This is a genomic window from Bradyrhizobium lablabi (assembly GCF_018131005.1).
Classification (GTDB): Bacteria; Pseudomonadota; Alphaproteobacteria; order Rhizobiales; family Xanthobacteraceae; genus Bradyrhizobium; species Bradyrhizobium lablabi_D.
In genome coordinates, this window is sequence record NZ_JAFCJK010000010.1 from 127,775 (window position 1) to 151,172 (window position 23,398).

A 23,398-nucleotide genomic window follows, 5' to 3' on the forward strand; every position below is an offset into this window, starting at 1 on the left:
CTTCCCGTGTCCTTGATTGTCCGGCCGATGTCGTCAACACCGTCATTTTCGCAAACCCGTCAAGCAGCCTTGGGCAGATCGACGATCTTCCCGAGATCCGTTGCATCGAGGCGGAAGTCGACCGGGCGACGCACGGCGCGTTCGCGCTTCACCCATTTGCCGTCGCGCAGCAGCTTCTGCATCACCTGCTTGGCGAAGAAGGACGGACCGCGCAGGCTGCGGCTTCTCGGCGCGTAACCAAACCGATGACGCAGCATGCCGTTGGCGAGATGCAGGATCTGGGCACGGCGAATGTCTTCGTTCACGTAGGACACCGTCATCGAGATGTTGACGCTGCCGAGGTTCTCGACACGGTGCGGCGCGTTCAACGGCCAGTTCAGCATCTGGCCGGGCTCGAGATCGATCACCTGCGCATGCTTGTCGTACCAGGTCGCATAGGGGATATCGACCTCGACATCGAACAACGCGATGTCTTCGAGATGCTCCGGACGGATGAAGGGAGCCGTATTCGGATAGATGTAGACGCGCTTGCGGCCGGCGATCTGGATCAACCCCTGCCCCGGCAGATCGGCGTGATAATAGACCTGCGCGTCCGGCGACGAAATGAGGATGCCGGCCTGATGCGTGGGCGCCTCGAAATCGGGAACCTTGGCTGCGACCTCGGCAAACATCTGGTCGATCATGTCGCGGTAGCGCCGATCGATCGAGGTGACGTTGCGCAGGTTGAGCCACAGGCCGCCGCGCGAGATCGCTCCGATCACCTGGCGGCCGCTGAGTTTGCCGATCTCGCCCTCGCGCCAGACCCGGCTCGAACCCTTGGCGCCGGTCTTGACCAGGCTGTAATGCTCGCGCGGATAGGTCTCGATCAGCCTGGCGAGATCATCCATCGAGAAGGCCGGCTGCCGGTGCATACTGTGCTCGAGCCGGATCGGCTGATGGCTCCACAGTTCGGAATGGCTGTCATCCCAGTTCGTGAAGATCTTGCCCGTCGTCATTGCCACGCTCCTGGTCGCCTTGCCTCTTTCGCATCGTCCGATGTCCCGTTCCGGGACGGATGGACGGCCTTTGGACAGGAATTGGCAAGAACGGTGCCGCGCGGAGAGGCCGGCCGCTTACCCGAAGCTAATGTCTCGCCTGTATGGCTAACCGCGACACCACTAGAATTCACCGTCAAGCCACGATGACCGAAAAATCCCGATACCGGGCGCTGTTCCTCGGCGCCGGACCGCAGATGCAGTGCGGCGTCGGGCAATTCACCCGCCTCCTGCAGCAGACGTTCGAAGAGATCGATCCAGGTGGTAGCACGCCGTTAACCCTGACGCGGACGGAAGGCACAATCGCCGAAATCTGGCGCGCGGTCGGCACCGCGCGGAGCGTGGTCTGCAATTTCCCGATCGTGGCCTGGAAGCGGGTGATCGCCCGCCCGTTGCTGGCACTCGCTTTCGCCCGCCTGCGCAAGCGCAAGATTGTCCTGATTCAGCACGAGTGGCGCGGCCTCAACTGGATGCGCCGGATCACCTACGTGCCGGCGCTGTGGCTCGCCGACAGCATCGTGATGTTCTCGCCGCTGGTGCGGCAGGAACTCGCTGACGATTGGCTCATGCGCGGCATGACGCGCAAATGCGTGCTGGCGCCGCTGCCGCCGAACCTCGAGACTTCGGCCGAAATCCAGGATTCAACGCTGCGGCAACGGTTGATTGCCGCACGTGAAAACGGTCAATTGGTCATCGGGCATTTCGGCTCGATCTATCCCGGCAAGCAGCCAAACGCGTTGCTCGAGATCGGAGCGATCCTGAAAGCGCGCGGGCTGAAGCCGCTGATCGTCTATATCGGCTCCTTCATCCGCGGCATCGACCGCGTCGAGGAGGAGTTTCATGCGCGCGCCGCCGAGCTTGGACTGAAGGACGATGTGATCGTGTCGGGCTTTGTCGCCTCCAACCATGAACTGTCCGGCCTGCTCGGCGCGGCCAGCGCGTTCTGCTATCCGCTCGACGAGGGCCTCACTGCGCGGCGATCCAGCGTGCTGGCTTGCGTCCAATCCGGCCGGCCGCTGATCGTAACCGGGCCTGCGCTGGCGGATGAGTTCGACCATCATCCGCGCTTTAAGGAATTGATCGACCGCGGCGCCATTGTGCTGGTGCCGCGCGGTTCGGACAGCACAGCCTATGCCGATCGAATCGTCTCGGCGCTGGAGCGGCCGACGGCCTCTGTGCCGTTTGATTTCGATGGCTGGTGGACGGATGCGGCGAAAGCGATCGGCGCGGTCATTCCCGCAGGCGGAACCGGGCGAGATAGTGCATGCCGAATACGGCAATCATGAACGTTACCCAGATCGGATCGGCGCGATCGAGATAGAAGCTCTCCATCGTCGACAGATAGAGACCGAACAGCCAGATCCGGAAGAACATCATCAACAGCGGGCCGCCGTTGCCGCCCTCGTCAGCGGACTGGAAATCGCGCAGCGGCGCGATGACAAGTGCGGCGATCAACAACACGAGGCCCGGCAGCCCCATGCCGAGCGCGGTGTCGAGATAGCCGTTATGGCTATGGGAGGCATAGGCCGCCCACTCCTTGCCTTCCGGCAGGTTCTGGATCGCGCTGGAGCCCCAGAACGAGGCGTAGCCGTAACCGGTCATCAGTTTCGGCTGCAGCGATTGCAGCGCGAAGTTCCAGATGTCGGTACGCCCGGTGAAGCTGGAATCCAGCGGCAGCAATTGCGCGATCTGCGCCAGCGTCTCGCTCATCACCGTGCCGATGCTGAGCATGTTGAGCAGCACCAGCGGCGTCAGGCACATCACGACACGCCCCCGGAACGAGCGGACGAAAGCGGTCAGCGAGGTCAGCAACAGAACTGAGAAGCACAGCGCCAGCGAGCTTTTTCCTGCGGAGTACAACAGGAAAAGCGACGACAGGACGATCACCGTGACTCCGGAGATTCTACCGCCGGCGCGGATCAGATAGATGCCGAGGAACAGCAGCATCGCCATGATGGCGGCCGCCATGTTCTTGTGGCCGAAGGCTCCGCGCCAGTTGCCGGCGAGGCCCGGCTCCTGCGGATCGCCGGCCTGATGGATCGACAAATGCGGCACGAGCAGGATGCCGAGATAGCACGTCACCAGCAGCACCAGCGACGCGATCGAAAGCCAGTGCATCAATTCCCGCTCGGTCTTCGCCAGCAGCGGCATGCAGGCCGCCACCACGATCACGAAGGCCGTCAACGAAAAGCGCCGAACCGATGTGCCGGGATCGAAGGAGATCAGCACCGAGATACAGAGCCCCGCGGCGAACCACAGGAAGACGGGCTTGGCCAGCGTCGCAAGTCCCCGGGCATTTTCATGCAGGACGAGCGCCACGGTCAGCGCTGCGAGCAGGCCGTAAACGGCATACGTCACGGCATTGCTGCCCAGCGTCACCTCGCCGATCTGCATGTCGCTGAGATCTTCGAACGGCTGCAGCGAAATCCACGCCAGCAGCAGCACACCGATGAAGGTCACCGCGCGGGCGATGTCCAGCACCTCCGCTCGCCGGATCTCGCCGACGACGGCGCGCAGCTCCGACGTGGTGACGAAGCGGCTCACGAGACGATTTTCGAGGCTTTATACTGCTGCGGCTCGATGCCGACGGCAGCGAGCGCGCTGCCGAGCGCTACCGTCATCGGATGCACGGCGATCACCGCCTTGCGCTCGGTGAACACCGCGCAAGCGGCATGGACGAGCGACAGCGGCAGCGCCGCGGCGAGCTTGATGGCGAGTTTCAGCCGAGATGCAAGCGTCGGCGTCGCCTTGCGCTGGACATGATAATTGATGGCACCGATCCGCAAGCCGCGAATGATCAGCCAGCCGAGCTGGGTGCGGTTCTGCGGCACGGTCTCGCTGATCGTGGCATCCGCGGCCCAGTGGAAACGCAGCCCGAGTCGCCTGCAACGGTAGAAGAAATCGACGTCGCCGCCGCCGAGAAAGTTGAAGCGCAGGTCAAAGGCGGGGAAGCCGACTTCCGCAAACACCGCGCGGCGGACCAGGCAATTGCCGCAGCCGTAAATGACTGGCACCGGGCCACTCTGCTCATAGGCCGGAGCGAAGGCTGGATGGCGGCGCAGGCCGCGCTTCATCTCGTCGTGGAAGTTCGGCCAGACCGGTCCGCCGACCAAATCGGCGCCCGATATCTCGGCGGTCGACACCATCCGGTCGATCCAGTCGGGCGAGGCGATCTCGTCGTCGTCGATCATCAGAAAATGCTCGGCGACCGGAAACAGCGCCAGCGCGGTCTCGAACGCCGCGTTGATGGCGTAGCAATTGCCCTGGCGCGGCTCGACCAAGCAGATGCCCGATAACCGTGACTCCAGAAACTCGGCGGCGACAGGCACGCTCGCGCATTTCGCCGCGTCGTTCTCGACAATGACGACCGCGAATTGCCGGCCGGTGCGCTGGCGCGCCAACGACTGCAACGTCAGACGCAGATGTTTCGGCCGGCGGAAGCTCGGGATACAGACCACGATCCCGATCGAGGGATCGAGGTCAGGCGAAGCCACCGCCCAGGCGCGCTCGGCCGGCTGCGTGGCTGTTGCGTGATCGATCTCTGGCAGTTCGGTCGCGGTCATGGTTGTTGCGTCCAATGTCTCGCCGTCCCGAAAAGAGGCTTGCGCCCCGTTGCGGAACATCGGCGTTTCGATCTGGTTACCCGCCCCTGGCAATTCCCGAGCGTTCAGGCGATACGCGGACAATGTTGCAATATCGGGTCCGCCTGCCTCTCCCGACACGCGTAATTCGCGGCAAGGTTAATCGACGCGGTTAAGCAACGCCTAATGCCGACGTCCGCCAAACAGCGTGCGGAACAGCTCTTGCGATTGCGGAAAGCGGCCGGTGTCGATCTGGGTCGGCCATAGCCCATCGACATTGAAATAGGCGGCATAGGCGACGCTGTCGCGGTTCGCATTCAGCCAGTCGTGCATCTTCTGAATGAAGTAGGGATTGTCGCCGGAATTGCCGATCCCCCACTCCGGATAGCTCATGCGCTTGCCGTGAAGAGCGGCAAAGTCACGCTGCCATTCCAGGCCGAACGGCGCCTTGAGATAGAAGTTCCGCCAGCGTTCCTCGACGGTACCCTCAAGCTTGAAGTCGTAGACGTCGAGCCCGATGTAGTCGACGACGTCGTCGCCAGGATAGGCGCGGTCGGCGGGCGCGTCCTGCAATCCCCAGCCGGGACACCAGTCGAAGGTGAAATCGGACGAGTGGCGGCGGAAGATTTGCACGGCGCGCCGGTACGCGCGGACGTACTGGTCCTCCTGCCCCTTGATGAACCACCCCATGTTCGAGATGTTCATTTCCCAGCCGAGGCGAATGATCGCCTTCGGCTGTGCGTCGGCGATCGCGCGGGCCGCCGCCTCGAACTCGGCATCGTGTTGGCCCTCGGCAACGTCGGCGAGCGGTGTGCCGGTGATGGTCAGCGGCACCGACCAGACGACATTGCGCGCCGGATTGAGCTTCTTCCAGACGCCCGGCACCCAGTTGAATTTGTGGAAATCCTCCCAGGTCTCCTGCCCGTAAAAGTCGACCCCGATCACCGACGACTGCGTCTGTCCCAACCACTTCTCCCAGGCCTGCAGCATGTGCTCGCGACCGCTTTCGCCCCAATTGACAAACGCTCCGGCAAATCGCGCCGAGCCGGGACCGAGCCGCGATGCGGCCGTCGATGCTTCCTGCATCGCGAGGAGACCACCAACCGCCAGCGCAGTCAGAATGATGCCAAGCCGACCGACATATCTCCCGTTCCGGACGCTCCGATGTACGCGTTCTGTCGCGGTGCGGGCCGTGTCAAAACCAGACACCGCCGGCAACGCCGGTGTTTCGAAACGGGCTGACGACGCAGCCCGCAGTTCGTTTGCGCCGACCACCCGCCGGGAATACCGATCAATTCTCATACCTGCTCACCTGCGCCGACCGCGTCGGCAAACGCAGGCATGAGCACTGCAATATCCGGGCAACATTCGATCCGGCACGAAAATCGCGCCCGCGCATGGTTACTTCGCGCTCGTTAACCGGCGCTCCGCGCGGCCATTTACCAACGCTTAACCATCAGCGGCACGCGCAGCAGGCGCGACAAATGCCCGGCATTGATCTTGCTGAAAAGGGGCACCGAGGCTGTTTGGCGGCCGCAGCGTACCGCCCTGACACGGTGTTGCCGGAGAGATCTACGAGATGAATCCTGTCGCGTTGTTGACCCCGACCTACGGGCGCGATCTGAAAATCTGCACTCTGCTTTGCGAGAGTGTGGATCGCCACGTCACCTCCTTCGGGCGGCACTACCTGCTCGTTCCGGATTGCGACCTGCCGCTGTTCGCGCCGCTGGCGAGCGAGCGGCGCGTTATCATCCCCGCTTCGGCCTTCCTGCCCGGCTGGCTTCGCCCGCTACCGCGGATGATTCAGCGCAAGCGGCGACAATTCTGGTGGTCGCTGCGCGCAAAGCCGGTCAGCGGCTGGCACGTCCAGCAATTCCTGAAGATCGCAGCCACCATCACGCTGCCCCATGAGCGCTTCTGCATCCTGGACTCCGACATCGTGTTCTTTCGCGATTTCGATCTCGCCCGCTTCGAATATCCGAACACGATTCCGCTGTTGAAGATCGATGACGAGGTCACCGCCGACCAGCCACGCCACTCGCGCTGGCTCGAGACCAGCCACAGGCTGCTCGGCCTGCCGACGCCGCCCTTTCCGGCGGCCGACTTCATCGGACACATCATATTCTGGGACAAGCAGACCACCCGAGCGCTGGCCGAGCGCATCGAGGCTGTCACCGGCGTGAGCTGGATCGAGGCGCTGTGCAAGACCCGCGAGTTCTCCGAGTACCTCCTGTACGGCTTCTTCGTGCAGAACGATCCGGCCGCCGCCCTTCGCCACGCCGTCGTGCCGAGAACGCCCTGCATCAGCTACTGGGATGACCCCACGCTGAGCAAGAACGAACTGAACCGGCTTCTCCTGCGGGCCAACAGGACCGATGTGGCGTTCTCGATCGCGTCCTTCTCCGGGACGCCGGTCGATACGATTCGCGAGGTCGTCGCCCAGAGCGACGCCATTCTTGCTGCCATGGCCGCCGAACCCGTGGGGCTTGCCGTCTCATGCTGATCGGACAAGCCGGCATCAACCTGACAGCCAACATCGTCTCGGCGCTGCTGGGACTGTTGAGCGTGTTCATTTTCACGCGGCTGTTCGCGCCGCATGATTACGGCGTCTACCTGCTTGGCGTCGGGTTGGCTTCTGTCATCTCCGTGTTTCTGGTCGGCTGGTTCCGCAACCTGATCCTGAGCGAACACGCCCGCAACGACGGCACCGACGTCCGCGGCCTCGTGATCTCGGGCTATCTGATCTGCTGCCTCGCCGCGCCGATCGCCTATGCGCTGGCGCGTCTCGTAGGGCTCGATGCAGCCGCGGCCGTGGCGGCGGTCGCTCTCGCGGTCGCGATCGGCCTGTTCGAATTGACGCAGGACCTGCTGCGCGCGCGGCTGATGGCGCTCTCGGTGATGAAGGCGACGCTGGTCCGCGCCGCCGCCTTGCTCGGCTTCGGCATTGTCGTCGCGCTGGCGAGCCCGAACGGCTTCTGGCTCCTGCTCGCGGCGGCGGCCGCCTATCTCGTCGCGGTGCTGGTGCAGTCACGCAGCGTGTGGCGGGGCACGACCATCACATTCGACCGCGCCGATCTTTCGACGCTGGCGCGCACCGGACTTCCGCTGACGCTGTCGCTCACGCTGCTGGCGATCTCCAGCGTCACCGACCGTTTCATGATCGCCAACCTCGTTGGCGCCGCGGATGCCGGCAAATATGTCGCCGCCCTCGACCTGGTTCGCCAGACCCTGATGATGCCCGCGATGAGCATTGCCGCCGCTTTCTTCCCGATGGCCGTGCAAATTCACGCCCGGCACGGCGACACCGCGGTCAAGTCCCATCTCGCCGAATGCCTGGAACTGCTCGCGGGCGTCACGCTGCCAGCCTGCGTCGGCTTCGCGGTGGTCTCCGCGCATGTCGCCAACATCGTTCTCGGCGCCGATTTCCGCGCACCGGCTGCGCAGATCATGCCGATCATCGCGGTGGCCGTGATTTTCCAGGTGCTGACGCAGCAATATCTGCACGCCAGTTTCCTGCTCTCGGGCCGCAACTCTCTCTATCTGGTCAACACCGCCACCATCATCGCGGCCAATTTGGTTCTGTCCTGCGTGCTGGTCAGCCACTACGGCACGATCGGCGCGGCCTGGGCGCGCCTCGGCGCCGACGTCATCGGCCTTGTGTGCGCTTTCGTCCTCAGCCGTTTCGCCTTCCCGGTCCCGATCCAGCCTGGCCGGCTGGCTCTGATCGTCATCGCGACGCTCGCGATGGCGCTGACCGTCGGCGCGCTCGACCGCCGCCTGCCCCTCGCCGATCTTCCCGCCAGCGTCGCGCTGGTCGGCGCGGGCCTCACCGTCTACGCCGCGCTGTGCTGGCTGTTTGATATCGCGCGCGTCCGCGGGCGGTTGACGCAGGGCCTGACGACGTTCCGCGCCAAACTCGCAAACAGCAACATTGGATGAACCAATGACCAAGACATTTGCGCTCGATCCCATCCATGCCACGCCCGCCGAAACGACGACAGCGGCCGCGGCGATCCATCCCGCATCGCTGCTGGCGCTTCCGCCCGGCGAGGCCAAGCAGAGCCTGTTGACGGTTCACAGCATTCTCGATGCAAAGTTGCCGGCCGGCCCGCTCTCGATCTACGAAGCCGGCGGCGGATCAACCAGCTTCCTGCCGCTCAACGTGCTCCGCCGCGCCCACATCACCGTGGTCGACATCGACCCCGACCAGATCCGCAACAACGATTACGCGCAGGAAGCGATTCTCGGCGATATCCAGAGCCATCGATTCGCACCGCGGAGCTTTGACCTCATCACCTGCTACAACGTGATCGAACACGTCCCCGATGTCGAGGCTGCGCTGACCGGCTTCTGCGAGGCGCTGAAGCAGAACGGCCTGTTGCTGATCGGAGCGCCGAACCCGAAATCGCTGTCGGGTGTCGTCACGAAATACTCCCCGCACTGGTTCCACGTCTGGTTCTACCGCCATATCCGCGGCGAGAAGCATGCGGGTCTGCCAGGCGAGGCGCCCTTCCCGACCCATTTCCATCCGCTGGTCACGCTCAGCAATCTCGAGGCGTTCGCCGCCGAGCACGGGCTGCAGGTCATCTACCGCAAGACATACGAGAGCCCGCGCTATCCCGAGATGCGCCGGCGCAAGCCGATCCTGGCCGCGCTGGTCGATGCCGCCGCCCGAACGATGAACGCGCTGCTGCCGGGCAAGACCGACGTCCGGCACGGCGATTACCACGTGATCCTGCGAAAGCTGTGACGATGAACGCATTGTGGTCCGAGGCCAGGGTCAGGGTCAGCCACCGGCTGGCGATGCATGTGCAGGTCGAACATTTCCGACTGCACAATGCGACGCCGATGGTGAGTTTCACCTTCGACGATCTGCCGAGAAGCGCCGCGACGATCGGCGCCGACATCCTGGAATCCTACGGCGCCCGCGGGACGTTCTACGTGTCGGGCGGCCTGGTCGGTCTCGACACACCGGAGTGGGCCGCTGGACGCGCCGAGGATGTGGTCTCATTGCATCGCCGTGGTCACGAGATCGGGTGCCATACCTATTCGCACCTTCGCGCCTGCGATCTCGACGAGTCGTTGCTCGCCAACGAGATCGCGCGCAACCGCGCCTATTTCCGTTCGCTCGATCGCTCGATGGCGATCGAGACGTTCGCCTACCCGTTCGGATATGGCTCCTATGCCCGCAAGCACCAATTGAAGTCTGAATTCCTGACCTGCCGCAGCATCGTGCCGGGCGTGAACGCCGGTGAGGTCGACCTGCAGTTCCTGCGCGCCATGCCGCTGATCAACCGCCAGATGAGCCGCGAGCGGATCGATCGTGCGTTCGACGAGGCGTGCGACAGTAACGGTTGGTTAATTTTCTATGGGCACGACGTCGCCGAGCGGCCGAGCCTTTACGGCTGCACGCCCGATCTCATGACCTACGCGCTCGAAGCGGCCGCGCGACGAAACATCCCTGCATTGACCATGGCGGAGGCGTTCCAATGCGCCCGCGCTTAAACGCTTTGTTTGCCTTTCTGGCGAATAGTCCCTCGATGCGTATGGTTAATTTTCCCTGTTGCGTTTCCGCGTTGCCCTCCCGCGCGCGTCACGCGGTCCGGAAGGTAACCCCTCGGCCGATCCGTGCGGCCGTTGAGATGGAAGCTGGGGCCAATGCTTATCTATGACCAGCCGATAGACCAGGCGAAGTCCGAACCTCGCCAGGCCAGGGCTTCGTCGGGCCTCCACGTGCTCGACCTGATCCGGCTGCTGTGGGAGCGCAGGTTCGCAATCGCGGCGGCGGCGCTGATCTGTGCCTGCGTCGCGGTCGCGATCGGAAAGAGCCTGACCCCGAAGTACACCGCGAGCGCCCAGCTCTATGTCGATCCGCGCGAGTTGCAGCTCGTCGAGCGCGAGCTGACGCCGCGCGCCCAGGACGTCTCCGGTCTTTCGATGGTGGTCGAGAGCCAGTCTCGCCTGATCACCTCCAACAACGTGCTGCTGCAGGTGATCCGCGCCACCAACCTCGTCAACGATCCCGAGTTCGGCGGCGGACCGGCGCGCAAGGGCATCTTCGCCTCGCTCCTCGGCCTGTTCGGAATCGAATTCAGGCCGACGGCGGAACAGCAGCAGCAGGCCGAGATGAGCGCGCTCGACGCGCTCAACCGACATGTCAACGTCAAGAAGACCGATCGCACCTTCATCGTCGATATCGACGTCTGGTCGTATGAGCCGGCGAAGGCGGCGATGCTCGCCAATGCAATCTCGAAGGCCTATCTCGCCGAGTCCAAGCAATCGCAGGCAGCGGCGGCCCGTCGCGCCACCAGCGACCTGTCCGGCCGGCTCAAGGAGCTGCAGCAGCGCCTGCGCAACGCGGAAGAGGCGCTCGCGACCTACAAGGCGCAGAACAATTTTGTCGGCTCACAGGACAACCTGATCACCGACCAGCAGCTCTCGGCCAGCAACCAGCGGCTCGCCGCCGCGCGCGCCCTGACGCTCGACGCCCAGGCCAAATGCGACCAGATCGAAGCCGGCCGCCGGAATTCGAGCGATCCTGGCGCGATTGCCGAAGCGCTGCAATCGCCGACGATTGCCAATCTGCGCGCGCAATATGCCGATGCGAAGAAGCGGCAGGCCGAGCTGCAGACCGAGCTGGGGCCGCGACATCCGGCACTGCGGCAGGTCGAGCAGCAGGTCGAGGACCTGCGTCGCACCATCAGGGAAGAGGTCGACCGCTTCGCGCAAGCTGCAAAGAACGATCTCGCCCGCGCCCGCGACTACGAGGCGTCATTGAACAAGGCGCTCGACGTCCAGAAGCGCCAGAGCGTGCAGATGAGCCAGGCGTCGGTGCGCCTGCGCGAGCTCGAACGCGACGTCGAGGCAAGCCGCGATGTGTATCAGGCTTTTCTCAAGCGCTCGCGCGAAACCGAGGAGCAGGAAAGCCTCAACACCTCAAGCGCGCGCGTGATCGGCGAAGCCACCGTCCCGCAGCGCCGCACCTTCCCGCCGGCGATGAGCCTGCTCGCGATGATCGGCTTCATGTTCGGCGGCCTGGCCGCGGCCGCCTGGATCGTCGCCGCCAGCCAGCTTGCGCCCGCCGCAGATCCGGTCGGGCCGAAGATCCAGAAGGACGATGCGGCGTCGAGCCAACAGGCCGTCGTCGCGACAGCGGAGCAGCCGCCGGCACCAGAGCCGCAACCTGCGGTCGCCCTGATCGAGAAGCCACTGATCGCCCAATTGCGGGAGTCCGATGTCATCCGCACCCTCGGCGGAATCCTGGCCGGCAGCAACACCGCCGACGCCACGCGGTTTGGCTGGCCGACGCTGCGCACCGGCGCATCCGAGACGGTATTCCTGAAAGAGCTGCGCGAAATGCGCGCGGCGTCCGCCAAGCGAGCCACGGCCGGCGGCGCCACAGTGCTCGCCGTCATCGGCGCAGGTGACGGTCAGGATCGCAGCGTCGTTGCGCTGAACATCGCGCTTGCCGCCGCGCGCGATGGTGTCAGGGTGCTGATGATCGACGCTGATGCCGGAACACACGCGCTGTCCGACAAGGTCACCCATTTCGGCAAGCGTGAACCGAGCCGTCTCGGCTGGCTCACGATCGGCGGCAAGGCCGCCCGCGCGGTGAACACCACCAACGGCATCGCGATCCTGCCTGCGATCACGGGTAACCGCGCCAAGGCGAGTGACGCGAGCCGCAAGGCGATTGCTCAAGCGCGCTCCGCTGGCGGCCATGACCTCGTAATCCTCGATGGACCCGCGATGCCGTGGGCCACCGCGGATCGCAATTTGCTCGACGTCGCCGACGGTCTCGTTGCGGTCCTGCCGGTCGATCTCGACATCAATGACCGCATGGAAGACATCATCACCGCGCTCGGCGGGGCTGACCGCAAGCTGGTGGGCGTGATCCTCAGCGAACTCAACCCCACGGTCGTAACTCGCCAGCGAGACAAACAGTATGCGTGAGCGTCGTACCAATCCAATCGGCCGTGCCGCTACCGCCGGCGTACCGCGCGTCTCCATCGGCGGATTGCGGCTTGCCGTGCTCGATCTCGATCAGACCGCCAAGTTCATGATCGATGTCGTGTTCCCGCAGCGACGCACGAACCGGCCGCTCTACCTGACCTCGGCCAATGGCGAGGTGCTGGCGCGCTGCTCGACGGAGCCGATGACCGACCGGCTGTTCCGCTCGGCCGACATGATCAATGCCGACGGCCAGCCGCTCGTCACGGTGTCGCGATTCCGACCCGGCCGTGCGCTGCCCGAGCGCGTCGCCACCACCGACCTTTTCCATGTCGTCGCCCGCAAGGCGCAGGCGAGCGGTCTGACCTTCTACATGTTCGGCGCGGACGAGGAAGAGAATGCGGCGGCGGTAGCCAATGTGCGGGAGATGTATCCGGACCTGAAGATCGTCGGCCATTCGCACGGCTATCTGCGCGGCGACGCGTTGCGCGCCAAGGTCGACGAGATCAATGGGCTGGCGCCCGATATCCTTTGGGTCGCGCTTGGTGTCCCTTATGAACAGTCGTTTGTCGAGCAGTTCATCCCGCAATTGTCCAATGTGGGTGTCATCAAGACGTCGGGCGGACTGTTCAATTTCCTGTCAGGTTCCCGGGCGCGCGCTCCGCGATGGATGCAAGGTGTCGGATTGGAATGGGCCTGGCGCATCTGGCTCGAACCACGCCGGCTGTTCTGGCGCTATCTGACCACCAACCCGCGCGCACTCTATCTTCTGGTCAACAGGAGCGATCCGTAGAGAGCCACAGCGACTGCGTCCACGCCGTCTGAAACAACAAATGTCCCGGCTGCGCAACAGCCGGGACATCCATTTTCGTGACGCCCTTCTCAGAGCGGCTTGATCTGCACCTTACGGAACTTGACGACTCCCGCGCCATATTGGAGGGCGACGTAGCCGCTCGCATGCTTGGAATCTTGCGCATCGACCGTCTTCTGGCCGTTCAGAGTGACAACAAAGTGAGGGCCCTGCGCCGTGATCTCGTAGACATTCCACTTGCCCGCCGCCTTTGGCATCGGATCGACCTTGCCGACATCGACGATCGCCCCGGTGCCATAGGTCGGATCCGGCCGCTTGTCGAAGATGTTGACCTCGTAGCAAACCTTGGAATCGATGGTCTTGTTGGTGTCGCAGCGGATGAAGATGCCGCTATTGGCGTCCTCGTCGGTCCAGAACTCGGCCCTGATCTGGAAATCCTTGTAGGGGGTCTTGGTGACGAGATAGGAGAGATCCTTGCCGTCGAGCTTGTCGGCGACCAGCGCGCCGTCCTTCATCGCCCAATTGGCCTTGCCGACCTCGTCCCACTCGCCCATCTTGGAGCTGTCGAGCAGCGTGATCCAGCCGTCGCTTTGCCCCGACGCGGTGGTGGAAAATTGCAGCGCGGCACTACCGATCAAGAGGCCGGCCGCAAGCGTCGACAGGTACTTCATAAAGGTGATCCTCCGGTTTGTTGTGGTTGGCGCGCAACCTAGCATCGCCGCACGCCACGTAAATCCCGTTTTTCATGTTGCAACTGCGTTCTACGGCGTCTCTGGTGTCGCATCACGCATGCGCGCGCGCGTCTTGCCCGCCCCACGAGAAAGACTAGCATTGGCGCAACATCACGGTAACGACCGATGGCCGTCGTACAACGGGAGGACGAGATGAGGGCGCTGAACCGGTCCTGGCGATATTTGATGATGCTGTCGGCCTTTGCCGGCATGTTGGGCGCCAGCGCCGCCGCGGAGCTCAATCCCGCCGCCGTCACCTACAAATTGCCGGACCAGATTCCCTGGGGACCGGTAGACGCGCGCGGCGCTCAGAATGCCGTCGTTGTGGGCGATCCCGCAAAGCCCGGCTTCTACATGGTCTACACCAAATGGACCAAGGGCAACCACTTCAGCCGCCCGCACTTCCATCCCAACGACCGCTATATCGTAGTGCTGCAGGGCACCTGGTACGTCGGTTCGGGACCGAAATTCGATCCGGAGCATGGCACCGTGGCCATGCCGGCGGGCAGTTTTGTCACCCACTACGGCAAGCAGGTGCATTGGGATGGCGCCAAGAATGAAGACGCCGTGCTGCTGATCATGGGCGACGGGCCGGCGACCGCGACGGCCGCGGAGGAGAAGTAGCCCGGGGCACCGCCGACGAGCCTGGAGCATTATCGGTTCTGATTGATCAGAACCGAAGCTCCAGATTGTTGTCTTGATGCGTTTTCTTCATGCGAACCGGTATCCACTTCGCCCGGAAACGCTATAGCAACTTTTCATGACACGAGACGTTCATCACCTCATCATTGTAAGGAGATGACGCATGGTGACGGCTTCGCAAATACGGGAACATATGGATGTGATCTCGGCCGACAAGAAGACGGTCGGCAAGGTCGATCACATGGAAGGAACGGACAAGATCAAGCTGACCAAGCAGAGTTCACCCGACGGGCAACACCATCACTTTATTCCCCTGTCTTGGGTGGACCGGGTCGACGAGCATGTTCATCTCAACAAGTCGGGCGCCGACGTAACCTTGCATTGGCAGCACGGCCGCGAGTAACGATTGCACAGATCGGGACGGCTTGTATCATCGCGGCCGACAAGGAGCTTCCGATGCACCCGGCCGCGAAATTGCAATTTGCGCGCATTGTCGACGAGTTCGTACGCTGGCGCACGATCCCCGAGCCCGAACGGCCGCCAGCCCCCGCATGGTGGTGGGGACCGGCGCTCGGGATGCACGAGATCACCGAGGCGCTGCCCGCCGCCTGGTGCCGTCAGCTCGGACTGGCCGACGGTGCGACCTGCAACGATGGCGCCGAGTTGCTCTGCCGGACTCTTTCCGGCCAGACCGTCCTGCCATGGCCCTACGACTTCTCGCGCAAGGTCGCATCCGCCGACTCCGACGTGCGGGACCTGCACGTGCAACCTTTAGACGACGGCGCGTTTCCGCCCTGAGCCCAGTTCGGCCACGAACGCATCCTCGTCGGGCGTCGGCTGAAGCGCCGGCGAGGCAAGCACCGGCGTCGAATGCAGCAGCCTGGCAAGATCGCCCGGCGGCAGCGGCTTGCTGAACAGGAATCCCTGCATCTCGTCGCAGGCATGCGCCCGCAGGAATTGCTGCTGCTCGGAGGTCTCGACACCCTCCGCGACGATGGTCATTCCGAGCGCCTTTCCCATGCTGATGATCGCCTGCGCGATCGCGACATCCTCGGAATCGTCGGGCAGATCGCGCACGAAGGAACGGTCGATCTTGATAGTGTCAATCGGAAACTGCTTCATCAGCGACATCGACGAATAACCGGTGCCGAAATCGTCGATCGCCAGCCGGATGCCGCGGCTCTGGATCGCGTCGAGCACCCGGATCGCTCGCGAGACGTTGCGCATCACCATGCTCTCGGTGACCTCGAGCTGCAGCAGCACCGCCGACATGCCGCTCGCCGATAGCGCCTCATCGATATCGTTGAGCAGGCGCGGATCGGCGAACTGCCGCGGCGAAAGGTTGACCGCCATCGTCACCGGCTTGAGGCCGCAACGCTGCCACGCCATGTTCTGCGCGCACGCCTCCTTCAACACCCAACGGCCGATCGGCACGATCAGCCCGATTTCCTCGGCGAGCGGGATGAACTGGCCAGGCGATACCATGCCGAGCTCTGGATGATTCCAGCGCAGCAGCGCCTCGACGCCGCTGATCTGTCCGCTCGCCATATCGACCTTCGGCTGATAGTGGAGCGAGAACTGGTCGCGCTCGAGCGCGCGGCGGAGCGCGCTCTCCAGCGTCAGCCGCTCGATCGACTGCGCCTTGATCTCCTTGGAGAAGAAGCGGAAACCGTTCTTGCCGTCCTCCTTGGCGAGATACATCGCCATGTCGGCATTCTTGGTCAGCGTCTGCAGGTCCGAGCCGTCATTCGGGTACATGGCGATCCCGATCGAGGCTGTCGTGTGGCATTCGTGGCCGCTGAGCTGCAGCGGCTGGCTGAGCGCCGTCAGAAGGTCGGCGGCGATGCGCTCCACACTGCCGCGCTCGCCAACGTCCTCCAGGATGACGACGAACTCGTCCCCGCCGAGCCGCGCGACCACATCGCTCGGGCGCAAGCAGGTCTGCAAGCGCTCGGCGGTCGCCACGAGCAGCATGTCGCCGGCGTCGTGCCCGAGCGAATCGTTGATCACCTTGAAGCGGTCGAGGTCGATGAACAGCACCGCGAATGGGCGCCGGTGGCGGTCCGCCGCTTCGACAGCGCGACGCAAGAGCTCGTTGAACATCTCGCGGTTCGGCAGATTGGTCAGGCTGTCATGCGAGGCGAGATATTCGATCCGCTCATCAGCCTTGTTCTTCTCGTCGGCGCGGTCGAAGCCTTCCAGCGCGAACGAGAGATTGTCGGCGAGCCGCTGCAACAACTCGGCGAACTCCGGAGTGAAGGTATCCTTCTCGATCGCGACGAAGATCATGATGCCAACGACCTGCCCGCCGACGATCAGCGGAAACGAGGCACCGGACTTCGTCCCATCGAGGCGGGCCCTTTCATGGAAGACCGCCGTGTGCGGATCAGCTTGATAATCGTTGATAATGCAGGCCTTGCGTGAACGGAACGCCCTGCCGCAGGCGCCACGCCCTTCCGGATGCGCTGCGTTGGTCGAGAGCCTCACCTGGCGCGCCCCCTCCGCGGCCGGTCCGGCAGTCGCGACGATGCTGAGATAGTCGCTGCCCGGGTGCACCAGCGCGATGGTGGTGGAGGTGAACTTGCCGCCGTTCGCCGCCGCCTCGCAGACCAGTCGATAGAGTTCGGTGCGGGATCTTGCCCGCATGATCGCCTCGTTGGTGGCGCTCAGCGCCGCGAACATGCGCGACAGGCGCTCCTTCTGTTGGTCGGCCCGGGCCTTCTCGTCCGCCCGGTCGAAATTGTCGAGTGCGAAGCCCACGTTCTCCGCGAGCCGCTGCAACAGCGCGATCATCTCCGAACTGAACGCGCCGAGTTCGCTGGAGAGAAGCACCAGCGCGCCGATCGCCTCGCCGTCTTTCAGAAGCGGCAGGGCCGCGCCCGACTTGGCGCCGCTGTCACGGACGGTCTGGTAGAAATGCGCTTCCGTTCCGAAATCGCTGAGATAGTCGTTGCTGATGCAGGGTCGTCGCGTGCGGATCGCGACGCCGGTCAGGCTCTGGCCTTCGGGGCGCGAGGCATCCGCCGACAATCGAACGTCCATGGCGCGGGCGCGATCGGACCCCGAGAATGCCGCGGTCTCCAGGAACACGTCACCCGCCCGTGTCAGCATGATCGCGGTCGAGGTGAACTGGCCGCCGACGGCCGCGGCGTCGCAGACGAGATCGAACATCTCGCTGCGGGACTTCGCCCGCATGATCGCCTCGTTGGTCGCGCTGAGGGTCGCAAACATCCGCCGCAGCCGCTCCTTCTGTTCCTCGGTCCGCGCCTTTTCGTCGGCGCGATCGAAGCTGCCGAGCGCAAAGGAGACATTGTCGGCCAACCGCTGCAGCAACTCGGCGAACTCGGGCGAGAAGGTGTTGCGCTTGGCGCAGATGAACAGCATCACGCCGACCACCTGCTCCTCGACCAGCAACGGAAACGCCGCCCCGGACCGCGCATGCTCGCTGTCGATGACATCGCGGAAAGCACTGCTGGCGCTGTCGCGGAGCAGATCGTTCTCGATGCAGGCCATTCGCGAGCGAAACGCCCTGCCGGAGACCCCGCGCCCTTCCGGATGCGCTTCGTTGCGCGAGATCTTGAGGCGTCGCGCATTGTCCGCGGTCGGACCGGCGACCGCGACCATGTCCAGATAATCGTCGCCGGGCTTCACCATCAGGATGCTGGTCGAATTGAATCCTCCGCCCTGGGCCGCCGCGGCGCAGACCAGCTCGAACATCTCCAGGCGCGATCTCGCACGCATGATCGCTTCGTTGGTCGCGCTGAGCGCGGCGAACATGCGCGACAGCCGCTCCTTCTCGGCGTCGGCCTTCGCCTTTTCGGTCGCGCGGCCGAAATTGTCGAGGGCGACCGATACGTTCTCCGCGATTCCCGCGAGCAGCGCGATGATCTCGTCGTCCGCCGCCCAGGAGTTGCCGACGAAGAAGATCAGCACGCCGATGCTCTTGCCGAACCGCGTGAGCGGAAGCGCGACGCAGGCCATCAGACCGCCGTCGCGGCCCTCCTTCTGGGCGGCGTCCGCCGATATCGGGATGTCGTTGTTGATGCAGGGCCGCTGGGTCCGGAACGCCTCGCCGCAGACGCCCTTGCCATAGACGTTGTCCGGATCGGTCGAGAACCGCGTCTGCGTAATGAGGTCGATCGCCTCGCCGGTGCCGGCGACGGGTTCGAGCCAGTGCGAATCCGGTTCGGCCAGCAGCACCACGGTAGCAAAGGATTTACCGCTGAACACCGCGGCATCGCATACGCGTTGATAGAGATCGTGCTCCGTCTTGGCGCGCAGGATGGCCTCATTGGTCGCGCTGATGGCGCCGAACATGCGGTTCAGCCGGCGCATTGCGCGCTCGCCATTCTTGCGCGACGCCTCGTGGTCGAAATTGCCGAGCGCGAAGGACATGTTCGCCGCCATGCGCTCGAGCAGCAGGACCACGTCCTCGCCGAGCGAGTTTGGCTCGCGTCGCGTGACCATGAAGACGCCGACGCTGCGCCCGTCGCAGACCAGGGGCATCGCCGCCGCCGCGCCAACGCCGCCCTTGGCCGCGCCACTGCGCCAGGCCGCCGAATAGACGTCGTTGATATAGTCGTTGCTGACGCAAGCCTTCTGGTCACGGAACGCCCGCCCGCAAACGCCCTCGCCTTCGGGGGCATTGGCGATGACCGAAATGTCGATGCTGCGCAGCCGCGCGATATCGTCGCCGAAGCCGGCCGCGAATCTTAGCAGGCTGCCATCCGCCTCCAGCAAAAAGACGGTGACGGCCAGAAAGTCGCCGCTGGAAAAGGCAGCTTCGCAGACTTTGTCGTACAATTCCTGCGGCGATTTCGCGTACTGGATTGCTTCGTTGGTCGCATTCAACGCCGCGAACGTGCGCCCGATGGTCGACTTCACAATCCTAGCGGCCCGGCGGCCACCCCCCTTCGCTTTGGCCGGGGGACATTGCCGGTGAGAGGCCTAAGTGGAGGTTAGGACGGCCGCCGAGTTACGAGTTAGAGTAAACGCCTGACGAACGCCCTCCCCCGGAGAGCTATGAGCCAGCCTGGCGCCGGGCCGGCGGAGCCGACTGGCGGGATGGATTCTGCAATCACGCCCCATCACATTCCGCGGCGTGAAATGACACCCGGAGCACCTTGCTCCCGGCATGGCCGACCGGATTTTCCGCCCTTGCTCGCTTTGCCGCGCTTTGAGAGCATGGGCGCAACGACATCAAGCAAGACCCGCTGAGTGCGCGGGCATGGCGAGGAAGCTCATGCCGATCGTCCAGGCCGACCGTCTCAAGCGCATCGGCGCGGCGCTCCTGAAAGCCGCCGGCGCGTCGGACGAGGAGGCGAACGCCGTCGCCTCCGGCTGCGTCAACGCCAATCTCGCCGGCCATGACTCGCACGGCGTGATAGCGATCCCGACCTATATCGACCGCATCGCTGCCGGCCACATCGTGCCCGGCGCCAAATGGACCATCGTGCGGGAGAGCCCGACCACCACCGTGATCGACGGCCATTGGGGCTTCGGCTTCCACGTCAATGCCAAGGCGATGGAGCTGACGATCGCGAAGGCGAAGACAGCCAATGTCGCCGCCTGTACCGTGTTCCGCCAGAGCCATGTCGGGCGTCTCGCGCATTATCCGCTGATGGCGATGCGTGAGGGCATGATCGGGATTGCCGCCGCGGATTCCGGCCGCTCGCCAAAGCATGTCGCCCCCTTCGGCGGCCGCGAGGCGCGGCTTGGCACCAACCCGATCTCGATCGCGGTGCCATCCGATCTCGACGCGCCCTTCTATCTTGACATGGCGACCTCGGCGGTCGCCGCCGGCAAGATCCAGCTCGCGGTCGCGCGCGGCGAGAACATCCCGAAGGGCTGGATCATCGATGCCGAAGGGCGCGACACCACCGACCCCCGCGACTACCGCAAGGGCGGTGCGCTTTTGCCGCTCGGCGGCAGCGAGGGCTACAAGGGAAGCGGCCTCGCCGCGATGGTTGAGGTGCTGTGCGGCCTCTTGACCGGCCTCGGCTTCGGCGTTGAGCCGACCGGCCGCCACAACGACGGTTGCTTCATGGCGGCATTCAACGTCGCTGCGTTCCGCCCGCTCAAGGATTTCAAGCGGGAGGTCGCCGACTTCGCCCGCTACCTGAAATCGACGCTGCCATCGGAAGGAAGCCGCGGGGTGTTCTATCCGGGCGAGGTCGAATTTTTGCGCGAGCAGCAGAGGCGCAGGGACGGCATCGAGATCGAGGACGCGACCTGGGAGAAGCTCAAGGCGCTCGCCGGCGAGTACAAGCTCGCCCAAGACCTCGACCTTCATTAAAAGCGCGATCAATCCCCATTGCGTCTTGGCTCTTTATTTTGATCATGATCGGTTCGGAAATCCGCTACAAACTTGTCCGGATCATGCTCTAGGACGTCGCCTATGCACAAGGAGAACGGCATGACACGGCAAATGGTGCTGGTGGGTTTTCTGCAGGCGCAAAACTGCACCAATCTGCCGAGCTCATGGCGCCACCCCGACTCGCGCGACGATTCGATGTCGGCGGACTACTACCAGGAGATCGCGCGGATCCTGGAAGCCGGCAAGTTCCATATGGCATTTTTCGACGATCGCCTGGCAATGCCGGACCGTTACGGCAACGATCACGCTCACACCGTCGAGTACGGCATCCGATGTGTGAAGATGGACCCGATCGTGGTGCTGACCACGATGGGCATGGTGACCGAGAAGCTCGGCCTCGCCTCGACCTGCTCGACCACTTATTACGAGCCATTCGACGTTGCCCGCCGCTTTGCCACCCTCGACCTGATGACGAACGGCCGCGCCGCGTGGAACGTCGTCACATCCGTCAACGATGGCGAGGCGCTCAATATGGGTCGCGAGCAGCATCTCGAGCACGACCTGCGCTACGACCGCGCCGACGAGTTCATGGAGGTGGTGCTCGGTCATTGGGATTGCTGGGAAGACGGCGCACTGATCATTGACAAGGCCAGCGGCCGTTTCGCCGACCCGACCAAGGTGAAGCGGCTTGACCACAAGGGCGCGTTCTTCAAGTCGCGCGGCCCGTTCACGGTGCCACGCTCGCAACAGGGCCATCCGGTCGTCATCCAGGCCGGTGCGTCCGGCCGAGGCCAGCGCTTTGCCGGACGGTGGGGCGAAGTCATCTTCACCGCCTCACGCAATCTCGCCGGTGCCAGACAGGGCTATGACGCGATCCGGGGCGAGGCCGCAAGAGCCGGCCGCGATCCCGATCAGATGTTCCTGTGCAACCTGACGACACCGGTCTGCGGCGCCACCAAGGCCGAGGCGGAGGACAAGATGGCGCTGATCCAGAAGCTGCCGCTCGAGATCGACGCGCTGTCGCTGCTCGCCGAAGGCCTCAACTTCGATTTCGGCGCCAAGGACATCGACGAGCCACTGACCACTGAGGAGCTGCAGGGCATGCAAGGCATGCTCGGCATCCGCGACGGCGTGCTGCGCACGTCGGGCAAGACCAACCCGTCGACGCGCGACTTCATCACTTTTTCCGGCCGCGGCCAGGTGCAGGACGCGATCGTCGGCGGCCCGAAGGAGATCGCCGACAGGCTGGAAGAGATGTTCGTCGACCGAGGCTGCGACGGCTTCGTCATCGCGGCTAGTTATGTGCCAGGCTCCTACGCCGACTTCGTCAACCATGTGGTGCCCGAGCTGCAGCGTCGCGGACTGTTTCACAAGGACTATGCGGGCAAGACGCTGCGCGAGAACCTTGGACTCAAGCGTCCCGTTGCCGGTGCGTGGAAAACGCAGGCTCCGGCGGCGGCGGAATAGGGAGGACACACCATGCGCTGGCTCAAATTCACCGCGGCAGGGCAGACATCCTGGGGCATCATCGAGGGCGACACCGTCACGACCGTCAGCGGCGATCCCTTCGGTGAATGGACGAAGACGGCGCAAACGCATGCGTTGAAGGATGTGAAGATCGAGCTGCCGCTGATCCCGCGCACCTTCTACTGCGTCGGGCTGAACTATCTGAAGCACCTCAGGGAGGCCGCCAACAAGCGCGGCGAAGTGCCCAACATCCCCGACCGTCCCGAGATCGGTTACCGCGCGCAGAACGCGCTGATCGCCCATGAGGAGGACGTCATAATCCCGGCGAGCGCGACCGAAAAGATCCATTACGAGGGCGAGCTTGTCGTGGTGATCGGCAAGAAGGTGAAGCACCTCACCGCGGACAACGCGATGTCTTGCGTGCTCGGCTACACGATCGGCAACGACGTCTCCGAACGCACCTGGCAGAAGGCCGACCGCGGGCTGTGGCGTTCCAAGAATGCCGACACCTTCAAGCCGATGGGCCCGTGGATCGAGACCGATGTCGACCTCGACAGGATGGAGACCGTGATCCGCGTCAACGGCAAGGAGACCGGCCGCTTTCACACCAACGACATGATCTTCGGCGTCGTCCCGTTCATCGTCGAGCTGACCAAATATTTCACGCTGTGGCCCGGCGACGTGATCTGGATGGGCACCGACGGCGCCTCACCCGATCTGAAAGCCGGCGACGTCGTCGAGATCGACATCACCGGCATCGGCACATTGCGCAACCGCTTCGTGGCGGAGGAGATTTGAGGCGGCGGTTTACGCAGCAGATGAATGAGATCAGATGAGTACAGGTCAGATTCACCGGCGTCCCGGCA

19 protein-coding genes are annotated in these 23,398 nt (G+C 64.0%); 13 read left to right on the forward strand and 6 right to left on the reverse strand.

The window, feature by feature from the left end; all coding sequences use genetic code 11:
- Positions 1-59 precede the first annotated feature (59 nt).
- A complete protein-coding gene (locus tag JQ553_RS27105) occupies positions 60-995 on the reverse strand; it encodes a cupin-like domain-containing protein (RefSeq protein WP_212503101.1) in 936 nt (311 codons plus the stop codon).
- 185 nt (positions 996-1,180) lie between these two features.
- Between JQ553_RS27105 and JQ553_RS27110 the strand changes: the two genes are divergently transcribed.
- Positions 1,181-2,320 (forward strand): glycosyltransferase, encoded by a 1,140-nt coding sequence (locus tag JQ553_RS27110; protein ID WP_212503102.1) that lies wholly within the window; start codon positions 1,181-1,183, stop codon positions 2,318-2,320.
- On the opposite strand, the gene JQ553_RS35145 is transcribed toward JQ553_RS27110, so the two are convergent.
- The 3 genes from JQ553_RS35145 to JQ553_RS27125 all read right to left on the reverse strand — a co-directional run bounded on the left by JQ553_RS35145 (position 2,265) and on the right by JQ553_RS27125 (position 5,701).
- Positions 2,265-3,578, reverse strand: a complete 1,314-nt coding sequence (locus tag JQ553_RS35145) for an O-antigen ligase (protein WP_212503103.1) — start codon at positions 3,576-3,578, stop codon at positions 2,265-2,267. The two genes, JQ553_RS27110 and JQ553_RS35145, sit on opposite strands and share 56 nt — an antisense overlap.
- The gene (locus JQ553_RS27120; RefSeq protein ID WP_212503104.1) at positions 3,575-4,597 is read right to left on the reverse strand and encodes a glycosyltransferase family 2 protein; all 1,023 of its coding nucleotides are present in this window, start codon (positions 4,595-4,597) and stop codon (positions 3,575-3,577) included. Before JQ553_RS27120 ends, JQ553_RS35145 begins: the two co-directional genes overlap by 4 nt.
- Positions 4,598-4,798: 201 nt before the next feature.
- On the reverse strand, positions 4,799-5,701 hold the full coding sequence (locus JQ553_RS27125; RefSeq protein WP_212503105.1) for a glycoside hydrolase family 26 protein: 903 nt from the start codon (positions 5,699-5,701) through the stop codon (positions 4,799-4,801).
- Between the two features lie 493 nt (positions 5,702-6,194).
- Here JQ553_RS27125 and JQ553_RS27130 point away from each other — a divergent pair, with 493 nt between their 5' ends.
- The 6 genes from JQ553_RS27130 (at position 6,195) to JQ553_RS27155 (ending at position 13,358) form a co-directional block, all read left to right on the forward strand.
- A complete protein-coding gene (locus tag JQ553_RS27130) occupies positions 6,195-7,118 on the forward strand; it encodes a DUF6492 family protein (protein WP_212503106.1) in 924 nt (307 codons plus the stop codon).
- Positions 7,112-8,554, forward strand: a complete 1,443-nt coding sequence (locus JQ553_RS27135) for a lipopolysaccharide biosynthesis protein (RefSeq protein ID WP_212503107.1) — start codon at positions 7,112-7,114, stop codon at positions 8,552-8,554. Before JQ553_RS27130 ends, JQ553_RS27135 begins: the two co-directional genes overlap by 7 nt.
- A gap of 4 nt (positions 8,555-8,558) precedes the next feature.
- Positions 8,559-9,365 carry a bifunctional 2-polyprenyl-6-hydroxyphenol methylase/3-demethylubiquinol 3-O-methyltransferase UbiG gene (locus tag JQ553_RS27140; RefSeq protein ID WP_212503108.1) on the forward strand — a complete coding sequence of 269 codons (807 nt, stop codon included), beginning with the start codon at positions 8,559-8,561 and terminating at the stop codon, positions 9,363-9,365.
- Between the two features lie 2 nt (positions 9,366-9,367).
- Positions 9,368-10,120 carry a polysaccharide deacetylase family protein gene (locus JQ553_RS27145; protein WP_212503109.1) on the forward strand — a complete coding sequence of 251 codons (753 nt, stop codon included), beginning with the start codon at positions 9,368-9,370 and terminating at the stop codon, positions 10,118-10,120.
- Between the two features lie 153 nt (positions 10,121-10,273).
- On the forward strand, positions 10,274-12,568 hold the full coding sequence (locus tag JQ553_RS27150; RefSeq protein ID WP_212503110.1) for an exopolysaccharide transport family protein: 2,295 nt from the start codon (positions 10,274-10,276) through the stop codon (positions 12,566-12,568).
- Positions 12,561-13,358, forward strand: coding sequence for a WecB/TagA/CpsF family glycosyltransferase (locus JQ553_RS27155; protein WP_212503111.1), 798 nt, complete (start codon positions 12,561-12,563; stop codon positions 13,356-13,358). Before JQ553_RS27150 ends, JQ553_RS27155 begins: the two co-directional genes overlap by 8 nt.
- Before the next feature lie 89 nt (positions 13,359-13,447).
- Here JQ553_RS27155 and JQ553_RS27160 read toward each other — a convergent pair whose 3' ends face one another.
- Complete coding sequence (locus JQ553_RS27160; RefSeq protein ID WP_212503112.1) at positions 13,448-14,047, reverse strand: DUF1080 domain-containing protein; 600 nt, start codon at positions 14,045-14,047, stop codon at positions 13,448-13,450.
- Positions 14,048-14,260: 213 nt separating this feature from the next.
- On the opposite strand from JQ553_RS27160, the gene JQ553_RS27165 reads away from it, so the two are divergent.
- From JQ553_RS27165 to JQ553_RS27175, 3 genes are all read left to right on the forward strand, one after another.
- Positions 14,261-14,731 carry a cupin domain-containing protein gene (locus JQ553_RS27165; RefSeq protein WP_249144611.1) on the forward strand — a complete coding sequence of 157 codons (471 nt, stop codon included), beginning with the start codon at positions 14,261-14,263 and terminating at the stop codon, positions 14,729-14,731.
- Positions 14,732-14,912: 181 nt separating this feature from the next.
- Positions 14,913-15,152, forward strand: a complete 240-nt coding sequence (locus JQ553_RS27170) for a DUF2171 domain-containing protein (protein WP_212503113.1) — start codon at positions 14,913-14,915, stop codon at positions 15,150-15,152.
- Positions 15,153-15,205: 53 nt separating this feature from the next.
- The gene (locus JQ553_RS27175; protein WP_212503114.1) at positions 15,206-15,547 is read left to right on the forward strand and encodes a hypothetical protein; all 342 of its coding nucleotides are present in this window, start codon (positions 15,206-15,208) and stop codon (positions 15,545-15,547) included.
- Here the strand turns inward: JQ553_RS27175 and JQ553_RS27180 are convergent.
- Positions 15,521-19,633, reverse strand: coding sequence for a GAF domain-containing protein (locus JQ553_RS27180; RefSeq protein ID WP_212503115.1), 4,113 nt, complete (start codon positions 19,631-19,633; stop codon positions 15,521-15,523). The two genes, JQ553_RS27175 and JQ553_RS27180, sit on opposite strands and share 27 nt — an antisense overlap.
- A gap of 358 nt (positions 19,634-19,991) precedes the next feature.
- Here JQ553_RS27180 and JQ553_RS27185 point away from each other — a divergent pair, with 358 nt between their 5' ends.
- From JQ553_RS27185 to JQ553_RS27195, 3 genes are all read left to right on the forward strand, one after another.
- The gene (locus JQ553_RS27185; RefSeq protein ID WP_212503224.1) at positions 19,992-21,044 is read left to right on the forward strand and encodes an Ldh family oxidoreductase; all 1,053 of its coding nucleotides are present in this window, start codon (positions 19,992-19,994) and stop codon (positions 21,042-21,044) included.
- A 120-nt stretch (positions 21,045-21,164) separates the two neighbouring features.
- Complete coding sequence (locus JQ553_RS27190; protein WP_212503116.1) at positions 21,165-22,532, forward strand: LLM class flavin-dependent oxidoreductase; 1,368 nt, start codon at positions 21,165-21,167, stop codon at positions 22,530-22,532.
- A 12-nt stretch (positions 22,533-22,544) separates the two neighbouring features.
- Positions 22,545-23,330: a fumarylacetoacetate hydrolase family protein gene (locus JQ553_RS27195; RefSeq protein WP_212503117.1), complete on the forward strand. Its 786-nt coding sequence runs from the start codon at positions 22,545-22,547 to the stop codon at positions 23,328-23,330.
- Positions 23,331-23,398 lie beyond the last annotated feature (68 nt).